The organism is Asticcacaulis excentricus CB 48 (assembly GCF_000175215.2).
Taxonomy (GTDB): Bacteria; Pseudomonadota; Alphaproteobacteria; order Caulobacterales; family Caulobacteraceae; genus Asticcacaulis; species Asticcacaulis excentricus.
Genome location: NC_014816.1, coordinates 38,344 through 53,760, shown reverse-complemented (window position 1 = coordinate 53,760; position 15,417 = coordinate 38,344). Strand labels below are relative to the sequence as shown.

The following is a 15,417-nucleotide window of genomic DNA, read 5'->3' as shown; positions in this document are numbered from 1 at the left end:
GGTTACGCCAGGTCTTATATTACAGTTATGTGCATTTGTGCCATTCTGTTCTATCTTTGTTCATGATTTGTCTAAATTCATTCCGTGGGGTGTGGATAAGATTTGCGTAAGGTGACGGCTTTGGCGTTTCCTTACTGCGACTTGAAAGACATGATGCCTAAGCCTAGGACAATCACCGCGTCAGCGGGGTGAAGGCGGGTTGCGTCGCGAGGAGGGGCAATCACCCGACAATCAGGCTCTAGGGTGATGGGTTTGCAAGACACGTCGAGTAACCACCTTGCGCCAGCGTGAAGCCGAAATGCCATCATCCAGAGGGCTTTGAGCGACCCGGCCTTTTGATCATCCAGGCGGACCAGGTCCGCGTTGAAAGATGCCGGTACTTGTCTATGCATCAGTTGGAAAGTTTAAAAGGTAGGTGGCTGGAGGGGTATCCAGAGCGGCCAGCAGGTTACTTTCAGGCGGACGCCATCCGAAAGGTTAAGCGAGCGGATAATAGGTGTCAGGGCGTAGGACCGTTGCAAGCCTTGTCCTGATTTTCCGCGTGCGATGAGGAATATGTCATCTTTGAACTAAAAAGGTACATATTGTCGGCTAAGCCAGAAGATATGAAGCTGCACTCCAAAGCCACCCTCGTCATAGGTAGTGTCACAGTCGGGTTGATTGTGCTTAGCCTGATCTGGATCATTTTTCTGCAAAAGGAAAAACCCCCGCAATTTCTGGCCGAGCCCGTCGCGATCGGAAATGTCGAGAAGACAGTCCTCGCGTCCGGCACGCTCGAGCCTTTTCGTCAGGTGAGCGTAGGTGCGCAGGTTTCGGGTCAGGTCGTCAAGCTTCATGTCGAACTGGGGCAACAGGTCAAACAGGGCGACCTCATAGCGGAGATCGATTCGGCCAGCCAAAAAAACAATCTTCTCACGGCACAAGCCAACCTTAATAATGTAACGGCCCAGCAGGCTTCCGCCGAAGCGACACTCATTCAGAAGCAGGCCGCGTATGAGCGGCAAAAGACGCTATTTATGGCGGATGCAGGCTCGAAGGCGGATTATGACGCGGCTCTGGCGGAGTACCGCAGTGCGCAAAGCAGCGTAAGCGCCATCAAAGCGCAGGTGGCTTCAGCTAAGGTGTCGGTCAATACGGCGAACGTTAATCTGGGGTACACGCGTATCACGGCCCCCATGGACGGCACCGTGATTTCCATCGTCACGAAGCAGGGTCAGACCGTCAACGCTAACCAGTCCGCCCCTACGATCGTCGTGCTCGGGGCTCTCAACAAGATGACCGTGAAGGCCGAAATCTCTGAGGCGGACGTGATCAAGGTCAAGGCCGGTATGAAAGTGTACTTTACCATACTGGGAGACCCCGCCCGAAAGTACTACGCCACGCTCCGCACAATTGAGCCGGCAAATACGGCTTTTGAACCCGATGCCAGCACCACAACCACCTCGACCTCTTCGGCCGTCTACTACTACGGACTGTTCGACGTGGATAACCCCGAGGGAACCCTTCGCACGTCAATGACGGCACAGGTGTATGTCATTCTCGAAAGCGCGCAGAATGTCCTGACCATTCCCGCAACAGCACTCGGTCCCAAGAACCCCGATGGTAGCTATATGGTCATGGTCGTGAAGGAAAATTCGGACCGCCCGGAGCCGCGAACGATCACGGTCGGTGTCACGGATGGGGCCAGGGTTCAGATACTTTCCGGTCTTAAGGCGGGCGACAAGATCGTCACGGGACAGGCCGGTGCAAGCGGCAAGACCGACGCGGCCTCGTCCTCAGCCACTTCCCGGCAGGGACCTCCGGGCGGAGGGCTGGGGGGCATGGGCGGACCTCCCGGTGGCGGAGGGCCTCCGGGCTAAACTCATGATCTCACCTCCTGTACTAGAGGTTCGCAAACTGTGCCGGGAGTTTCCGGCGGGTGAGGGAACCATTCACGCGCTAAAGGACGTCGATCTGACGATCCGGTCCGGTGAAATGGTCGCCATCGTCGGGCAGTCCGGTTCGGGCAAATCGACGCTGATGAACATACTTGGTTGTCTCGATCGGCCCACCTCAGGAGTTTATAGTGTCGGGGGTAGGGAAACCTCAGAACTCGGCCCTGATGAACTGGCTGAGCTGCGTCGCGAGCATTTCGGTTTCATCTTCCAGCGATACCATCTGCTGGGCGATCTTTCGGCGGCCGCAAATGTTGAAGTGCCGGCGGTCTATGCCGGCCTAAAGCCGTATGAGCGGCGGAAAAGGTCCCAAGATCTTCTGGATCGTTTAGGCCTAGGGCTGCGCACGGGTCACCGGCCCGGACAATTGTCAGGCGGTCAGCAGCAGCGCGTGTCGATCGCCCGTGCGCTTATGAATGGTGGGGAGATTGTTCTGGCCGATGAACCCACAGGCGCCCTCGACACCACATCCGGCGCAGAGGTCATGCGGATACTGAAGGGTCTGCACGCCGCCGGTCACACAGTCATCATCGTTACCCACGATCCTGACGTTGCCGAGCACTGTGACCGCGTTATCGAAATTCGTGACGGTGTCATAGTCAACGACCGTGCGGGTGCCGGTCGTGGTGAAACCATGAACGACCCGTTACCGTCGCCTAGAATCGTGCGGCAAAGCGGTATGGCGGCAGTGCTGGACAGTCTGGGCGAGGCGTTCACCATGGCCATTCTGGCTATGAAGTCCCATCGTCTGCGCACCTTCCTGACCATGCTCGGTATTATTATCGGCATCGCATCCGTCGTGTGCGTCGTGGCGCTGGGTGAGGGATCGCGTCAGAAGGTTCTGGCCAATATTTCGGCCATAGGCACCAACACGCTTGAGATTATGCCCGGTAGCGGCTTCGGCGACCTCCGGTCGGGTCGGGTCCGAACCCTCGTGGTTGGCGATGCCGAGGCTTTGGCCAAAGAAAGCTATGTGGATAGCGTGACGCCGACCGTGTCTTCCTCGGTTACCGCACGCGCCGGTGCGACCGCAGCAACCGCTACCGTCAATGGCGTGGGTGATCATTATTTCAGGGTCAAGGGCCTGAGTCTCGCGCAAGGGCGGCTGTTTGACGCTGGTGATGTCAGTCGTCTGGATCAGGTCATTGTTATAGATCAGAACTCCTTGAAAACTTTCTTTCCAAACGGCCAAGCCGTTGGCGAAGTGCTGCTCCTTGGTGATGTTCCTGCGCGCATAATTGGTATAACCGCAAAAAGCGGTTCGAGCTTTGGCGGCAACACGGACAGTCTCAACATCTACATGCCCTATACGGCTGTTAACGCGCGCATGCTTGGCACCCAAACGCTGCGCAGCGTGACGGTACGAGTAAAAGACACCGCAGACAGCAAAGCGGCAGAAGATGCGGTAACGACCTTGCTTCAGGAGAGACACGGGACAAAAGACTTTTTTATCATCAACACAGATGAAATACGGCAGACGATCACGGCCACAACGACGACCATGACACTTCTGATCTCGGCTATTGCGGTCATTTCCCTCATTGTCGGAGGGATTGGCGTCATGAACATCATGCTCGTATCCGTCACCGAGCGTACCTCAGAGATCGGGGTCCGCATGGCCGTTGGCGCGAGGCAACGAGACATTCTTCAGCAATTCCTGATCGAGGCCATTCTGGTCTGCTTGCTCGGGGGGGTTCTGGGGATCTCCACCGCTCTCGGCTTTGGCGTGATTTTCTCGCTATTCAGCACCGACTTTACTCTGGTTTATTCACCGGTTTCGATTGTCGCAGCGGTCGTCTGCTCGACCCTTATCGGGGTTGTTTTCGGCTTCTTGCCTGCGCGTAACGCTGCGCGTCTCGATCCGGTCACCGCACTTGCGAGGGATTGATGCGCATAGCTTTGTTCGGCTTACTGGGGACCTGTCTATCGGCCATCGGCCTGACGGCGTGCACATCGACCCCCTATGTGACGCCACAGGTGCCTGTCGCTGAGACCTACCTCCACCAGACGGCGGCAACCCTAATAGACAAGCCGCCGTCGGCGTGGTGGACATCCTTTGGCGACGCGCAGCTCAACGCCCTGGTCAGCACGGTCCTGACCCATAACAACGATCTGGCGGCCGCGGGCCTGACCCTTAAAAAGGCGAGACTGACGGCTGGTCTCAGCCGACTGGACAAATGGCCTTCCCTGTCGGGAAGTGTATCGGCCAGCCACGCGGGTGACACAAGCTACAGCGCCAGTCTTAGCGTCTCCTACGAAGCTGATCTTTATGGCCGTTTGAATGATACGCTTCGTGCCGCAAACTGGGAAGCGCAGGCGACGGCCGAAGATCTTGCGGCAACGCGCCTTGCCCTGGTTGGAACGACCGCCGAACTTTATTGGACGATTGGCTATACGCATCGTCAGATCAGCGTGGGGCAGGAGGATCTGGCCCACGCCCGGAAAGTCCTTGATCTTGTAACGACCCAGCATGATGCAGGGGCCGCCTCGGGTGTGGACGTCGCTGAGGCCCAGCAAAACGTCAGCGCGCAGGAGGCCAGTCTCGCGGCGCTTCAGCAGAACCTCGTCGAATACCGGGCGTCTTTGGCCGTATTGCTGGGTGGAATCCGTTGGGACGTCACTCGCGAGCCACAGATCCTACCGCAGACGCCTTTGCCCGAAGTACAGGCCGGCCTGCCGGCCGACCTTCTTGGTCAGCGTCCAGATTTACGCGCGGCAGAAATGCGGCTGCGGGAGGCTCTGGCGACGGTGGATGCCACTCGGAAGTCTTTTTATCCGACCTTCACTCTGAGCGGTTCAGAAGGTGGCATTAGTTCCGAACTTGCCGAGGTTCTCAAAAATCCCTCAGGCAGTGTGGCTGCAACCTTGTCCCTGCCTTTTCTCGATTACGCCCGTATCCACACCAATGTGAGGGTGTCTCAGACGAGCTACGAGATTGCCGTTGCCAGGTTTAAGACGACATGGCTTCAGGCCCTTGCGGATGTGGACAATGCTTTGTCCAACCATACACAGCTCGCACAAAAGGCCGCGGCCGAGGCGCAAGCGCTAAAAGCCGCACAACGGGCGGAGGCTTTATACGCCGTGCAATATAAGACAGGCGCAGTGGCGTTGCGGGTTTGGCTTGACGCCCGGCAATCTGCCCGCGCAGCTCAACTGAGCTACGATAATGTTCGGCTGGCGCAGTTCAAAAACCGCCTGACCCTCTATCAGGCCTTGGGTGGCGCCTGAGATTGCTTTAGGTCGTCTCACTTCTTTTCGAATCGGAAGGTGGGGATTTGATTTAAGCTCCCACTTCCTTGAGTGCAGGTTCGGCCGGAGCTGCACCCGTCTTTTCGTCCTCTCCAGGCTTGCCGCCCGGGGCCTGCGCACAGTCATGGGTTTCGCCCGCCAGGTGGCTGAAGAACCCGACCATATGCTGGCTCACCTCAATGCGGATACGCCATCTCCAAGTGCGTTAGAGGCGCGATGTGTCAATTAAGAGCACTTAAGTGCGGCGGTTTTCGCATTTCGTCGAGATATAGTTGCCGCCATTTAAAGACGGGCGCAATCAACGGCTGCCACAATCGCAGTCAGTACGATGCCTATACCGGTAATCACCTGATCATATCGGTGAATGACCCATTTCGAGCTATCTGGTCGTTGCTCGGACAGAGTTTGTTTCAGATGCCAAAGCCGAATGGTCTATGCACCTTGATCCAGCGGTAAACCCACCAACGCCTTTAATGACGACTGGAAACAGGGTGTGGGTAAGCACCATAAGCAAAAGGCTCGCGACAGCCACCTATACCAGTGTCCCAGGCCTTTTTGAAACGTGGGTGCAATGCCGCGCCCTAACCTTTCTGAGCCCACATTTCTCAGATAGCCATCGTTTCTCGTGACTTTTGGTTGATATTTAATAATAGAATCAATGGTATGTGGTCTTCTTGGGTGGGCTGAGATGGAAGCAGCGGCGGGTGAAGGTCAGATAGCCGATTTGCGACTGGGTTTTGACCGCCGCCTGAAACTGGAGTTCCATGGTCGTAGGGTATAGGATTTTTGTCGTACCCGCACATCCGCCAGCCCGTCATATTCGGTTTCACCATCACGACCATTGAGGCGCATCTCGACCTTCCGCACGCCTGGAATGGCCTCCAGAGCGTCGGTAAAATCGGCGATTACAGCCGCCTCAAATTGAGAGGTGCGATTCATCTGATATTCTTTGCGCAGCGAATATATTGTTTATGGAGAGTATTCGCCATTTTGTCAGTATTCTCTGTGCAGCGAACGCGGTGCGGAGACCTGCCCCCCACCTCCGGCACACGCATGACTCTCATAGGGACGGGGGAGGCCTATAGCTACGTCCCTGGCTGATCGAACGGCGGCGAAACGGTAGCCACAGACGGCAGGGGAGCTATCAAGTCCTTACGCCAGCGATGGCATCATCGCGCTCCGCATCCGAGCCTGCAGACCCATATGAGCCTATCGCGTGGCTCGCGGCCTCGCCAAAAGCAAAACGGGGTGAGGTGTCGCGGGTTGCTCGTCAGAGGATTTCGCAGAGGGCTTGAGGTCTTCAACTTTACGACAGGACGAAACCTATCCGCGATGATCAAACTTGGATCGCCGTGAGAGGTCGTATTGAAAAGACCTCCACTGCGCGCGGGATCCCCGGATGCGCCAATCTGGGGTCGGGCGGCATCTGAACACCAGAAAATCGGATATTCATGGGGTAAAACACCGACGGCTTGAGCCGATGTTAAGGATTTGCCGCTAGGCTGAAGGGGACTTCAAAACGAGGTACGGAGACACGCGAATCCCATGTCCAGACGCCAGATGTCCCTCGCGCCGGAACAAACTGACAGCCGTCTGATGACCGAAGCTGAAGCCCGGGAGGCGGCGCAGAAGCTTAAGGCGCGTGAGGATTTCTTTAAGCTGATGAGCCATGAAATCCGCACGCCGCTCAATGGTGTGCTGGGCATGCTGTCACTTCTTAACCGTACCTCTTTGACAGCTGAACAGCAGTCCTACCTTCAAACCGCGCGTGAGTCGGGTGAACATCTGCTCACTCTGGTCAACGATCTGCTCGACTATGCGCGCATTGAAGCCGGGCATATCCATCTTGAAAGCCATCTCATCGAACTCGAACCCCTTCTGCAAAGCGTGGCGGAGCTGTTGTCACCGCGCGCCTATGCGGGGGGAATCGAAATCGCGTGGTCACTTGATCCACGGCTTGAAGCCATCGAAATAGATGAAGGGCGTCTGCGTCAGATTCTGTTTAATCTGGCCGGTAATGCGCTTAAGTTTACGAAAAGCGGGGGCGTTCTCATTGGGGTGACGCTGACCGAAGGCGGGGCGATCCGTTTCGGCGTTCGTGATACAGGCGCCGGGATCCCCGAAGAGGCGCGGGTGCGCATTTTTGAGGCTTTTGGGCAGGTCGATCCCTCGCACGCGGGGGCGCAATACGGCGGTGCCGGCCTGGGGCTGGTGGTCGTCAAAAAGCTGATCGAGGCGATGAACGCCGAACTCGACCTTCAGTCAGAGCCGGGCAGGGGGTCACTATTCACCGCCACCTTCCCCGTTCCCTGTACCTTGCGCACCGCCCCTGAACCGCGTGCGACCCCCGATGTCATCTGCCTGACGGCTAATCCCGTGCTGGCCGAGGCGGCACAATCGCATCTTCAAAGTTGCGGTATCCGGGTACGTCAGGGGACACAACTCAAAGGTATTGGCCGTCGGTCACGCGCCGTAGTGCTGGCGGATCGCCGGCTTTTGCCTGAACCTGTGCCCGCGCCCAACAACCGAAGTCTGATCCTGCTGGCGCCCGAAGAACGTGAGGAAATTTCGGCGTGGCGTGATAAGGGCTGGGCCGGTTATCTGATTAAGCCCTTGCGCCGCAGTTCGTTGAGGGAGCGCATTGAGGCCCTGTCGCTCAAACCGCTGCCCAACGATGAAAGGGTGGTTGCGACCGAAGATGATCGTATCGTGCCGGTGGTTGCGCCTGGCGTGCAGGTGCTGCTCGTCGAAGACAATCCCGTCAACGCGCTTCTGGCTCAAATTCTTCTGCAACGTGAGGGCTGTCGTGTGGAGCGCGCCGCCAGCGGTGAAGAGGCGCTAAAGCTTATCGAAGCGGGAAAGCCCTACGACATTGTGTTCATGGACCTGGGTTTGCCGGGCCTGGACGGTATAGGCACTACCAGGGCCATGCGGGCCAACGGCGTCAAGCTACCGATCATCGCCCTGACCGCAAACGCCTATGAAGAAGATCGCCGCGCCTGTTTGACGGCGGGTATGGACGACTTCCTGACCAAGCCCATAGAGCTGCCGGCATTGCGTCACCGTCTGAACCAATGGTGCGGGCGCGCCAACGCGGCCTGAACGCACCGCGCTATAAGACGCCTTTTGCACGCTTGCCAAATCAATGGCTTCCCCCGATGATCCTCGTCAGGATTCTTATCGGGGATACTCATGACCACTACGCCGCCCGTGCAGCCTCAGACCAAGACACTGTGGCAGGCCGTGAAGCCCTTTTTTACGCGGCGGACCCTGGCCATGATCTGTCTGGGGTTCTCGTCCGGACTGACGCTGACCTTGATTTTCGACACCTTGTCCATCTGGTTGCGTGAAGAGGGGTTGTCGCTTGAGGTTATCGCCTTCTTCTCGCTGGCCACCTTTGCCTACAGCCTGAAATTCATGTGGGCCCCGCTGGTTGACAGGGTGCGCTTGCCCGGCCTTACGGCCCTTTTGGGGCATCGGCGTAGCTGGATGCTGATCATGCAGGCGGTGATCCTCATTGGGTTATGGACCATTTCGAGCCTGAACCCTCAGGATCACCTGATGCTGATGGCGCTGATCGCCGTGCTGCTTGGCTTTATGGGCGCGACGCAGGACATCGTAGTGGACGCCTGGCGGATCGAAAATGCCAACAGTCTGGGTACAGGCGGGCAGGCCGTGCTCACCACCGCCTATACCTGGGGGGCGCGGGTTTCGACCTTCGTAGCGGGTATTCTGCCGCTTGTGATTGCCCAATATTACGGTTGGCGACCCGCCTATGCGATGATGGCGGCCATGATGCTGATTGGCATTACAGGTACGCTTCTGGCGCGTGAAGGCGAACACATTATTCGTCCCATAGACTATCGCGGTCTGCCGCCGCACCCGGGCACCGAAGCGCTGGAATGGGGGGTGCGGGTGCTAATTATGCTGATTGCCGCCTCACTGATGGGAGCGGGTCTGACCGCCAATATCACTTTGTTTCAGTTCCTGTTCCCGACCACAGAGGCCTATGAGGCGGCCAAAGCTATCTGGACGAGCCGCGAAACCGGCATATTTTTGCAGTTTCCGGCGGTGATCGCCGGCCTCGGGCTGTTGATCGTCGCCTGCCTCCCACTGCCGCAGATGCCGACCCGTCCTGGGGCTTATCTGCGCCAGACGTTTGTCGAGCCGATGGCGGACTTCCTGGCGCGTTACGAAAATCTGGCCTGGCTCATTCTGGCGGGCATTTGCGTTTACCGTTTGTCGGACTTCCTGCTCAATATCAACGGGGCCTTCTATCTTGATATGGGCTTCGACAAGGCGGTTATCGGTGAAGTGCGTAAAGTGTTCGGCGTCATCATGACCATTATCGGTGTCACGGCGGGTGGACTTTCGATGACTCGACTGGGCATGAAAAAGAGCCTGATGATCGGGGCCTTTGCCTGCGCCCTGTCAAATCTCGCCTATGCGTGGCTCGCGACGCAGGGAAACAGCATTCCGGCCTTTTCCATTGCTCTGGCTATCGACAACATCTCCGGTGGCTATGCCGGCGTCGTGCTGATTGCTTTCATGTCGTCCCTGATTTCCGAACGCTTCGCCGCCCCGCAATATGCGCTTCTGTCCTCAGTCTACGCCTTGCCGGGTAAACTTCTCGCCTCACAGTCGGGCCGCATCGTCGAAGGGGCCGCGCGGGGTGCAGACAGCGGCAACCTGGCGACGCCGTTTATGAGCTATCTCAACACCCTGCCAGCCGTCAGCTTTTCCAAACCGGCGGCGGCCCTGGGCGTCTCGCGTGAAGCGCTGGGAGCCGGCTATATGTTGTTTTTCACCTTTACCGCTCTGGTCGGCCTGGTAGCGGTGGGGCTGGCCTTCTGGCTGATACGCGCGGGCGCCATAAAAGAACAGGGCGAAGCCTGACGGCTGCGCCCTGATACCTCTCGTTACGTTTTCACGTTCAGTTATTGATATTTGCCCGGATATCGTAGGCCGCAAAAGTGGCCATGGTCAGGATCTTTGTGACCGAGTCCGACAGCTGACAGATCTGCACGGGCTTAGACAGGCCGAGCAGAAGCGGGCCCACGACGGTGGCGCCGCCCAGAGCCTGTACCAGCTTGGTCGAGATCGACGCGGAGTGGATGGCCGGCATGACCAGAATATTGGCAGGAGCGGTGAGGCGCTGGAACGGGTAGTTGGCCCACAAGGTGGGGTCAAGCGCCACGTCAGGCGGCATTTCGCCTTCGAACTCGAAATCGACGCCGCGTTGTTCGAGAAGTTCAACTGCCTTGGCCACGCGGTCGGAGCGCTCGCCAGCCGGATTGCCAAAGGTCGAATAGGACATGAAGGCCACGCGCGGCGTGTGGCCCATGCCGCGCACCGCCATGGCCGCTTCGACCGCGATTTCGACCAGTTCCTCGGGATCGGGCAGCTCGGCCACCGTGGTGTCGGCGATAAACACGGTCTTGCCGCGGGCCAGCACAATAGACATACCCATCACGCGCCCACCGGGGGCCGGATCGACGACGCGCAGAACCTCTTCAAAGGCCTGATCGAAGGAGCGGGTTACGCCAGTGACCATGCCGTCGGCGTGGCCGGACAGCACCATGGCGGCAGCAAACGAGTTGCGATCCTGATTGATCAGGCGGTCCACGTCGCGCTTTAGGAAGCCTTTGCGTTGCAGGCGGCTATAAAGAAGCTGCGAATAGGCCGAATTGCGGTGGCTCAGGCGGGCATTGACGATTTCGATATCCTCTTCCGCCGGGTCGAGGCCTGCCGCGCGCATATTGGCGGTGACGAGGTTTTCGCGGCCACAAAGGATGGGCGTGCCCAGACCCTGCGCCTTGAACGCGTGGGCGGCGCGGATGACCGAGATGTCTTCGCCTTCGGCAAAGACGATGCGCTTGGAGGGGCGAGACCGCACGGTTGCGGTGATGTTTTGCAGGAAGCCTGCCGAGGGATCGAGGCGTTTTTCCAGCGTCTTGCGATAGGAATCCATATCCTCGATCGGCTTGCGCGCCACGCCGGTATCCATGGCGGCCTGCGCTACGAAGGGCGGAATGTACCAGATCAGGCGCGGGTCAAACGGCGTCGGGATGATGTAGTCCTTGCCAAACTTCAGGTGACGGCCCTGATAGGCAGCGGCCACCTCGTCCGGCACGTCTTCACGGGCCAGCTGCGCCAGTGCCATTGCGGCGGCCAGCTTCATCTCGTGATTAACGCGGCGCGCGCGCACGTCGAGCGCACCGCGGAAGATGTAGGGGAAGCCCAGAACATTGTTGACCTGATTGGGATAGTCCGAACGGCCCGTAGCGACGATGGCGTCATCGCGCACCTTGGCCACGTCCTCGGGGGTGATTTCCGGATCAGGATTGGCCATGGCAAAGATGATCGGCTGGGGGGCCATGGTGGCGACCATTTCGGGCGTGATAACGCCCTTGGCCGACAGACCCAGCACCACATCGGCCCCAACCATCGCCTCAGCAAGCGTGCGCTTGTCTGTATCGGTGGCGTGGACCGACTTCCACTGGTCCATTTCTACCGTGCGGCCCTTGTAGACCACCCCATGAATATCGACGACGGTGGTGTTTTCCGGCTTCACGCCCATGGCTTTGATCAGGCCGATGGAGGACAGACCCGCCGCGCCCGCGCCGCATAGCACGACCTTGGTGTCTTCGATCCGGCGACCGGTGATCTCCAGAGCGTTGATCAGGCCGGCGGCGGCGATAATGGCGGTGCCGTGCTGGTCGTCATGGAAGACAGGAATGTCAGCGAGGTCCTGAAGCGCCGATTCAATGATGAAGCATTCCGGCGACTTGATGTCTTCGAGATTGATGCCGCCAAAAGACGCCGTGATGTTCTTGACCACGGTGATAAACTCGTCCGGATCTTGCGTCGCCACTTCGATATCGAAGGAGTCGATATCGGCAAACCGCTTAAACAGGACGGCCTTACCTTCCATGACCGGCTTTGAGGCCAGCGCGCCCAGATTGCCGAGACCGAGAATAGCGGTGCCGTTTGAAATCACCGCGACCGTATTGCCCTTCGATGTATAGTCGTAGGCGGCATCCGGATTTTCGGCGATCTTGCGCACCGGAACGGCGACACCCGGTGAATAGGCCAGCGCCAGATCACGCTGCGTCGCCATAGGCTTGGTCGGCTGAAGTCCGATCTTCCCCGGGGTGGGATACTGGTGGAAATTCAGGGCTTCTTCGTCGCTGACCTTGGTCTTGTCGATGGGCATTCCGGCGTTCCGTCTCGCGGTTATTTGTCTGACAATTATAGGTTTACCTAGGGTGTTAGTATGGCAGTATAGCCCTGGGATAAACACCCTATTCCCGTCAAAACCGTCAAAAAAGGTTTTATTTCGTTTCAATATCTGAAACTGAGGGCGGAATTCCGCACATAAGTTGCACTGGGGGAGGCGGACGGCCAAGGAAATCCCCGCAACCGCGCATTTGGCGAAGTCAGCCTTGTTAACACTGATTTATGAACGCCCATCTTGTCCGAAAACCGCTTCACACTTTTGGGGATGCGCTCTAAACCAATCCCATGAACGCGACCCCTTCCCCCGAAAAAGACCTTAAAGCGCAACTCGACGGTGCCACACCCGTTATGGCCCAGTATCTGGAGGTGAAGGCCGCCAATCCAGGCTCGCTCCTGTTCTTTCGCATGGGCGATTTTTACGAGCTGTTCTTTGAGGATGCCGAACAGGCGGCTGGGGCCCTGTCTCTGGCGCTCACCAAACGCGGCAAGCATCAAGGCGAAGACATCCCCATGGCCGGCGTGCCCGCCCACGCCGCTGAAGCCTATATTGCCAAGCTGATCCGCATGGGGTTTCGCGTCGCCATCTGCGACCAGCTCGAGGACCCGTCCGAAGCCAAAAAGCGAGGCTATAAGGCTGTAGTGAAGCGGGGGATTACGCGCATCGTCACGCCGGGCACCCTGACCGAAGAGAGCCTCCTGGAGGAACGCGGCGCCAACCGTCTGGTGGCCTTGTCCCAGCGGGCGGGGGTGATGGCGCTGGCGTCGCTGGAGCTGTCCACAGGGGAGGTGGAATGTCTGGAACTGACGCCAGAGACGCTCGGCACGCATCTGTCGGCGCTGCGGCCCTCCGAGAGCCTTGTTTCTGATCGTATCCTTCAGGATGAAAACCTTTATGCCCTGCTGAAATATTGCGGCGGCGCGATCCAGCCGCAACCGGCGTCTTTGTCCGATCCGGCGGCGGGCGAGGCGCGGCTGAAGCGGCTCTATGGCGTGGAAACGCTGGATGGGTTCGGGGCCTTCAGCCCGGCCGAACTGTCGGCGCTGGGGATGCTGGCGGCTTATATCGACCTCACTCAGGCGGGTAAGGCCCCGCTACTCAAGGCCCCCCGAAAGGTCGCCTCTCTGGCCTATCTGGCCATTGATCCGTCCACCCGCCTCAGTCTGGAGATCGAGCGCACGCAAAAGGGCAGCCGCGAAGGTTCGCTGATGTCGGCCATTGACCGCACGATTACCTCAGGCGGCTCGCGCCTCCTGGCGGCGCGTCTGTCGCGCCCGCTGAACAACCCGGTCGAGATCAATCGCCGACTGGATGGCGTGCAGTGGTTTCTGGCGCAGCGGACGCTGCGCCAAGAGGTGCGCGGCCGTTTGCGCGGTATGAGCGATATGGCACGCGCCCTGTCACGGCTGGGTCTGGGGCGCGGGGGGCCGCGTGATCTGAAAGTTATCCGCGATTGTCTCGATCTGGCCAAAGATTTAGTTGGCCTGTTACAACCCAATGATCCGGAAACCCGGCTCGACCCTGACTGGCCTGCTGAAATTCATGCCCATGTCGAGGCCCTGACCGCGTCACAAAACGTGCTGGATCTTCTGTTCAAGCTCGACACGGCGCTGGTCGATGAACCGCCCCTTTCGACGCGCGATGGCGGCTTCATAAAGCCCGGCTACGACACAAATCTTCAGGACGCCATCAGCCTGCGCAACGATTCACGTCAGATCATCCTGCGTATGGAGTCTGATCTTCAGCAGGAAACCGGCCTGCCGCTGAAGATCAAGTACAATGCGGTTCTGGGCTATTTCATCGAACTGACGGCCAAACAGGCCGAGGCCTTGAGCGACACGCACCGTCAGCGCTTTATCCATCGTCAGACGCTCGCCAATCAGATGCGTTTTTCAACGCCGGACCTGATCGACCTTGATGCCCGCATCGCCCGCGCCGGGTCCGATGCGCTAAATCTCGAACTGGCCATTTTCGAGGATCTGCGCGAAGAGGTTCGCCGCAACGCGCATCCGTTGCAGGATATGTTCGATGCCTTCTGCGCGCTGGATGTCGCTGCCGCGGCCGCCGAGTGGGCGGAAGATCTTGAAGCGACCCGCCCCGTGGTGGATGACAGCCTCGTCTTCGATGCCAAAGGCGCGCGTCACCCCGTCGTCGTGGCGGCCTTGCGCACCGAAGGCAAGCCGTTCACGCCCAACGATTGCTGTCTGGACGCGTCGGGTCAGAGCGGGCCACGGCTCGACCTCGTCACGGGGCCGAACATGGCCGGTAAATCGACCTTCCTGCGCCAGAATGCCCTGCTGGTGATCACGGCACAGGCCGGTCTGTTCGTTCCGGCGGCCTCGTTCCGGCTGGGCGTCGTCGATCGCCTCTTCTCGCGCGTCGGGGCCGGTGATGACCTGGCGCAGGGGCGTTCGACCTTCATGATGGAGATGGTTGAGACCGCCGCCATCCTCACTCAGGCGACACAGCGTTCCTTCGTTATTCTGGATGAGATCGGGCGTGGAACGGCGACCTTCGACGGTCTGGCTATTGCGTGGGCCTGCGCCGAAAACCTGCATGAGGTGGTCAAGGCGCGCGCGCTTTTCGCCACCCACTATCATGAGTTGGCACAGCTTGAATCCTTACTCGCCCATACCCACAATATCTCCATGACGGCGCGTGAGTGGAACGGTGAGCTGATCTTCCTGCACGAGGCCAAACGGGGTGCGGCGGATCGCTCCTACGGGGTGCAGGTGGCGCGCCTGGCCGGAATGCCGCCGGTGGTGGTTGCTCGCGCCAAGGACATACTGGAGCGGTTGGAGACCGATAAGGCGCATCAGCTCAAACTCGATGATCTGCCGCTCTTTGCCACGGTTCAGGCGCAGGTCGCGGTTGCTGCGGTGCAAAAGCCTGCTGAAACCGAATTGGAAAAGGCCGTCAAAGGCATCAATCCGGATGACCTCAGCCCCCGAGAGGCGCTTGAAGTTATCTATCGTTTAAGGGGTCTGGTGTAATACA

8 protein-coding genes are annotated in these 15,417 nt (G+C 58.8%); 6 read left to right on the top strand and 2 right to left on the bottom strand.

Annotated elements, in window-relative coordinates:
• The first annotated feature begins 605 nt into the window (after positions 1-605).
• The 3 genes from ASTEX_RS00195 to ASTEX_RS00185 are packed head-to-tail and all read left to right on the top strand — an operon-like array spanning position 606 to position 5,162.
• Positions 606-1,859 (top strand): efflux RND transporter periplasmic adaptor subunit, encoded by a 1,254-nt coding sequence (locus tag ASTEX_RS00195; RefSeq protein WP_041658369.1) that lies wholly within the window; start codon positions 606-608, stop codon positions 1,857-1,859.
• A gap of 4 nt (positions 1,860-1,863) precedes the next feature.
• Positions 1,864-3,822, top strand: a complete 1,959-nt coding sequence (locus ASTEX_RS00190; protein ID WP_013477579.1) for a MacB family efflux pump subunit — start codon at positions 1,864-1,866, stop codon at positions 3,820-3,822.
• Positions 3,822-5,162 carry an efflux transporter outer membrane subunit gene (locus ASTEX_RS00185; protein ID WP_013477578.1) on the top strand — a complete coding sequence of 447 codons (1,341 nt, stop codon included), beginning with the start codon at positions 3,822-3,824 and terminating at the stop codon, positions 5,160-5,162. The genes ASTEX_RS00190 and ASTEX_RS00185 overlap by 1 nt, the downstream gene beginning before the upstream one ends.
• Before the next feature lie 732 nt (positions 5,163-5,894).
• On the opposite strand, the gene ASTEX_RS20450 is transcribed toward ASTEX_RS00185, so the two are convergent.
• Positions 5,895-6,122 (bottom strand): hypothetical protein, encoded by a 228-nt coding sequence (locus ASTEX_RS20450; protein WP_168148049.1) that lies wholly within the window; start codon positions 6,120-6,122, stop codon positions 5,895-5,897.
• A gap of 621 nt (positions 6,123-6,743) precedes the next feature.
• On the opposite strand from ASTEX_RS20450, the gene ASTEX_RS00175 reads away from it, so the two are divergent.
• Together ASTEX_RS00175 and ASTEX_RS00170 are read left to right on the top strand one after the other, a co-directional pair.
• The gene (locus ASTEX_RS00175; protein WP_245532508.1) at positions 6,744-8,285 is read left to right on the top strand and encodes a response regulator; all 1,542 of its coding nucleotides are present in this window, start codon (positions 6,744-6,746) and stop codon (positions 8,283-8,285) included.
• 90 nt (positions 8,286-8,375) lie between these two features.
• Positions 8,376-10,079: an AmpG family muropeptide MFS transporter gene (locus tag ASTEX_RS00170; RefSeq protein WP_013477575.1), complete on the top strand. Its 1,704-nt coding sequence runs from the start codon at positions 8,376-8,378 to the stop codon at positions 10,077-10,079.
• 37 nt (positions 10,080-10,116) lie between these two features.
• Here ASTEX_RS00170 and ASTEX_RS00165 read toward each other — a convergent pair whose 3' ends face one another.
• The gene (locus tag ASTEX_RS00165) at positions 10,117-12,399 is read right to left on the bottom strand and encodes an NADP-dependent malic enzyme (protein ID WP_013477574.1); all 2,283 of its coding nucleotides are present in this window, start codon (positions 12,397-12,399) and stop codon (positions 10,117-10,119) included.
• A gap of 308 nt (positions 12,400-12,707) precedes the next feature.
• On the opposite strand from ASTEX_RS00165, the gene mutS reads away from it, so the two are divergent.
• The gene (gene mutS / locus ASTEX_RS00160) at positions 12,708-15,413 is read left to right on the top strand and encodes a DNA mismatch repair protein MutS (protein ID WP_013477573.1); all 2,706 of its coding nucleotides are present in this window, start codon (positions 12,708-12,710) and stop codon (positions 15,411-15,413) included.
• Positions 15,414-15,417: the final 4 nt, after the last annotated feature.

What these genes read in the sequence shown, in the direction of transcription:
- ASTEX_RS00195 (WP_041658369.1), top strand. Translation starts at nt 606, where the DNA reads ATGAAGCTGCACTCCAAAGCCACCCTCGTCATAGGTAGTGTCACAGTC.
- ASTEX_RS00190 (WP_013477579.1), top strand. Translation starts at nt 1,864, where the DNA reads ATGATCTCACCTCCTGTACTAGAGGTTCGCAAACTGTGCCGGGAGTTT.
- ASTEX_RS00185 (WP_013477578.1), top strand. Translation starts at nt 3,822, where the DNA reads ATGCGCATAGCTTTGTTCGGCTTACTGGGGACCTGTCTATCGGCCATC.
- ASTEX_RS20450 (WP_168148049.1), bottom strand. Translation starts at nt 6,122, where the DNA reads ATGAATCGCACCTCTCAATTTGAGGCGGCTGTAATCGCCGATTTTACC.
- ASTEX_RS00175 (WP_245532508.1), top strand. Translation starts at nt 6,744, where the DNA reads ATGTCCCTCGCGCCGGAACAAACTGACAGCCGTCTGATGACCGAAGCT.
- ASTEX_RS00170 (WP_013477575.1), top strand. Translation starts at nt 8,376, where the DNA reads ATGACCACTACGCCGCCCGTGCAGCCTCAGACCAAGACACTGTGGCAG.
- ASTEX_RS00165 (WP_013477574.1), bottom strand. Translation starts at nt 12,399, where the DNA reads ATGCCCATCGACAAGACCAAGGTCAGCGACGAAGAAGCCCTGAATTTC.
- mutS (WP_013477573.1), top strand. Translation starts at nt 12,708, where the DNA reads ATGAACGCGACCCCTTCCCCCGAAAAAGACCTTAAAGCGCAACTCGAC.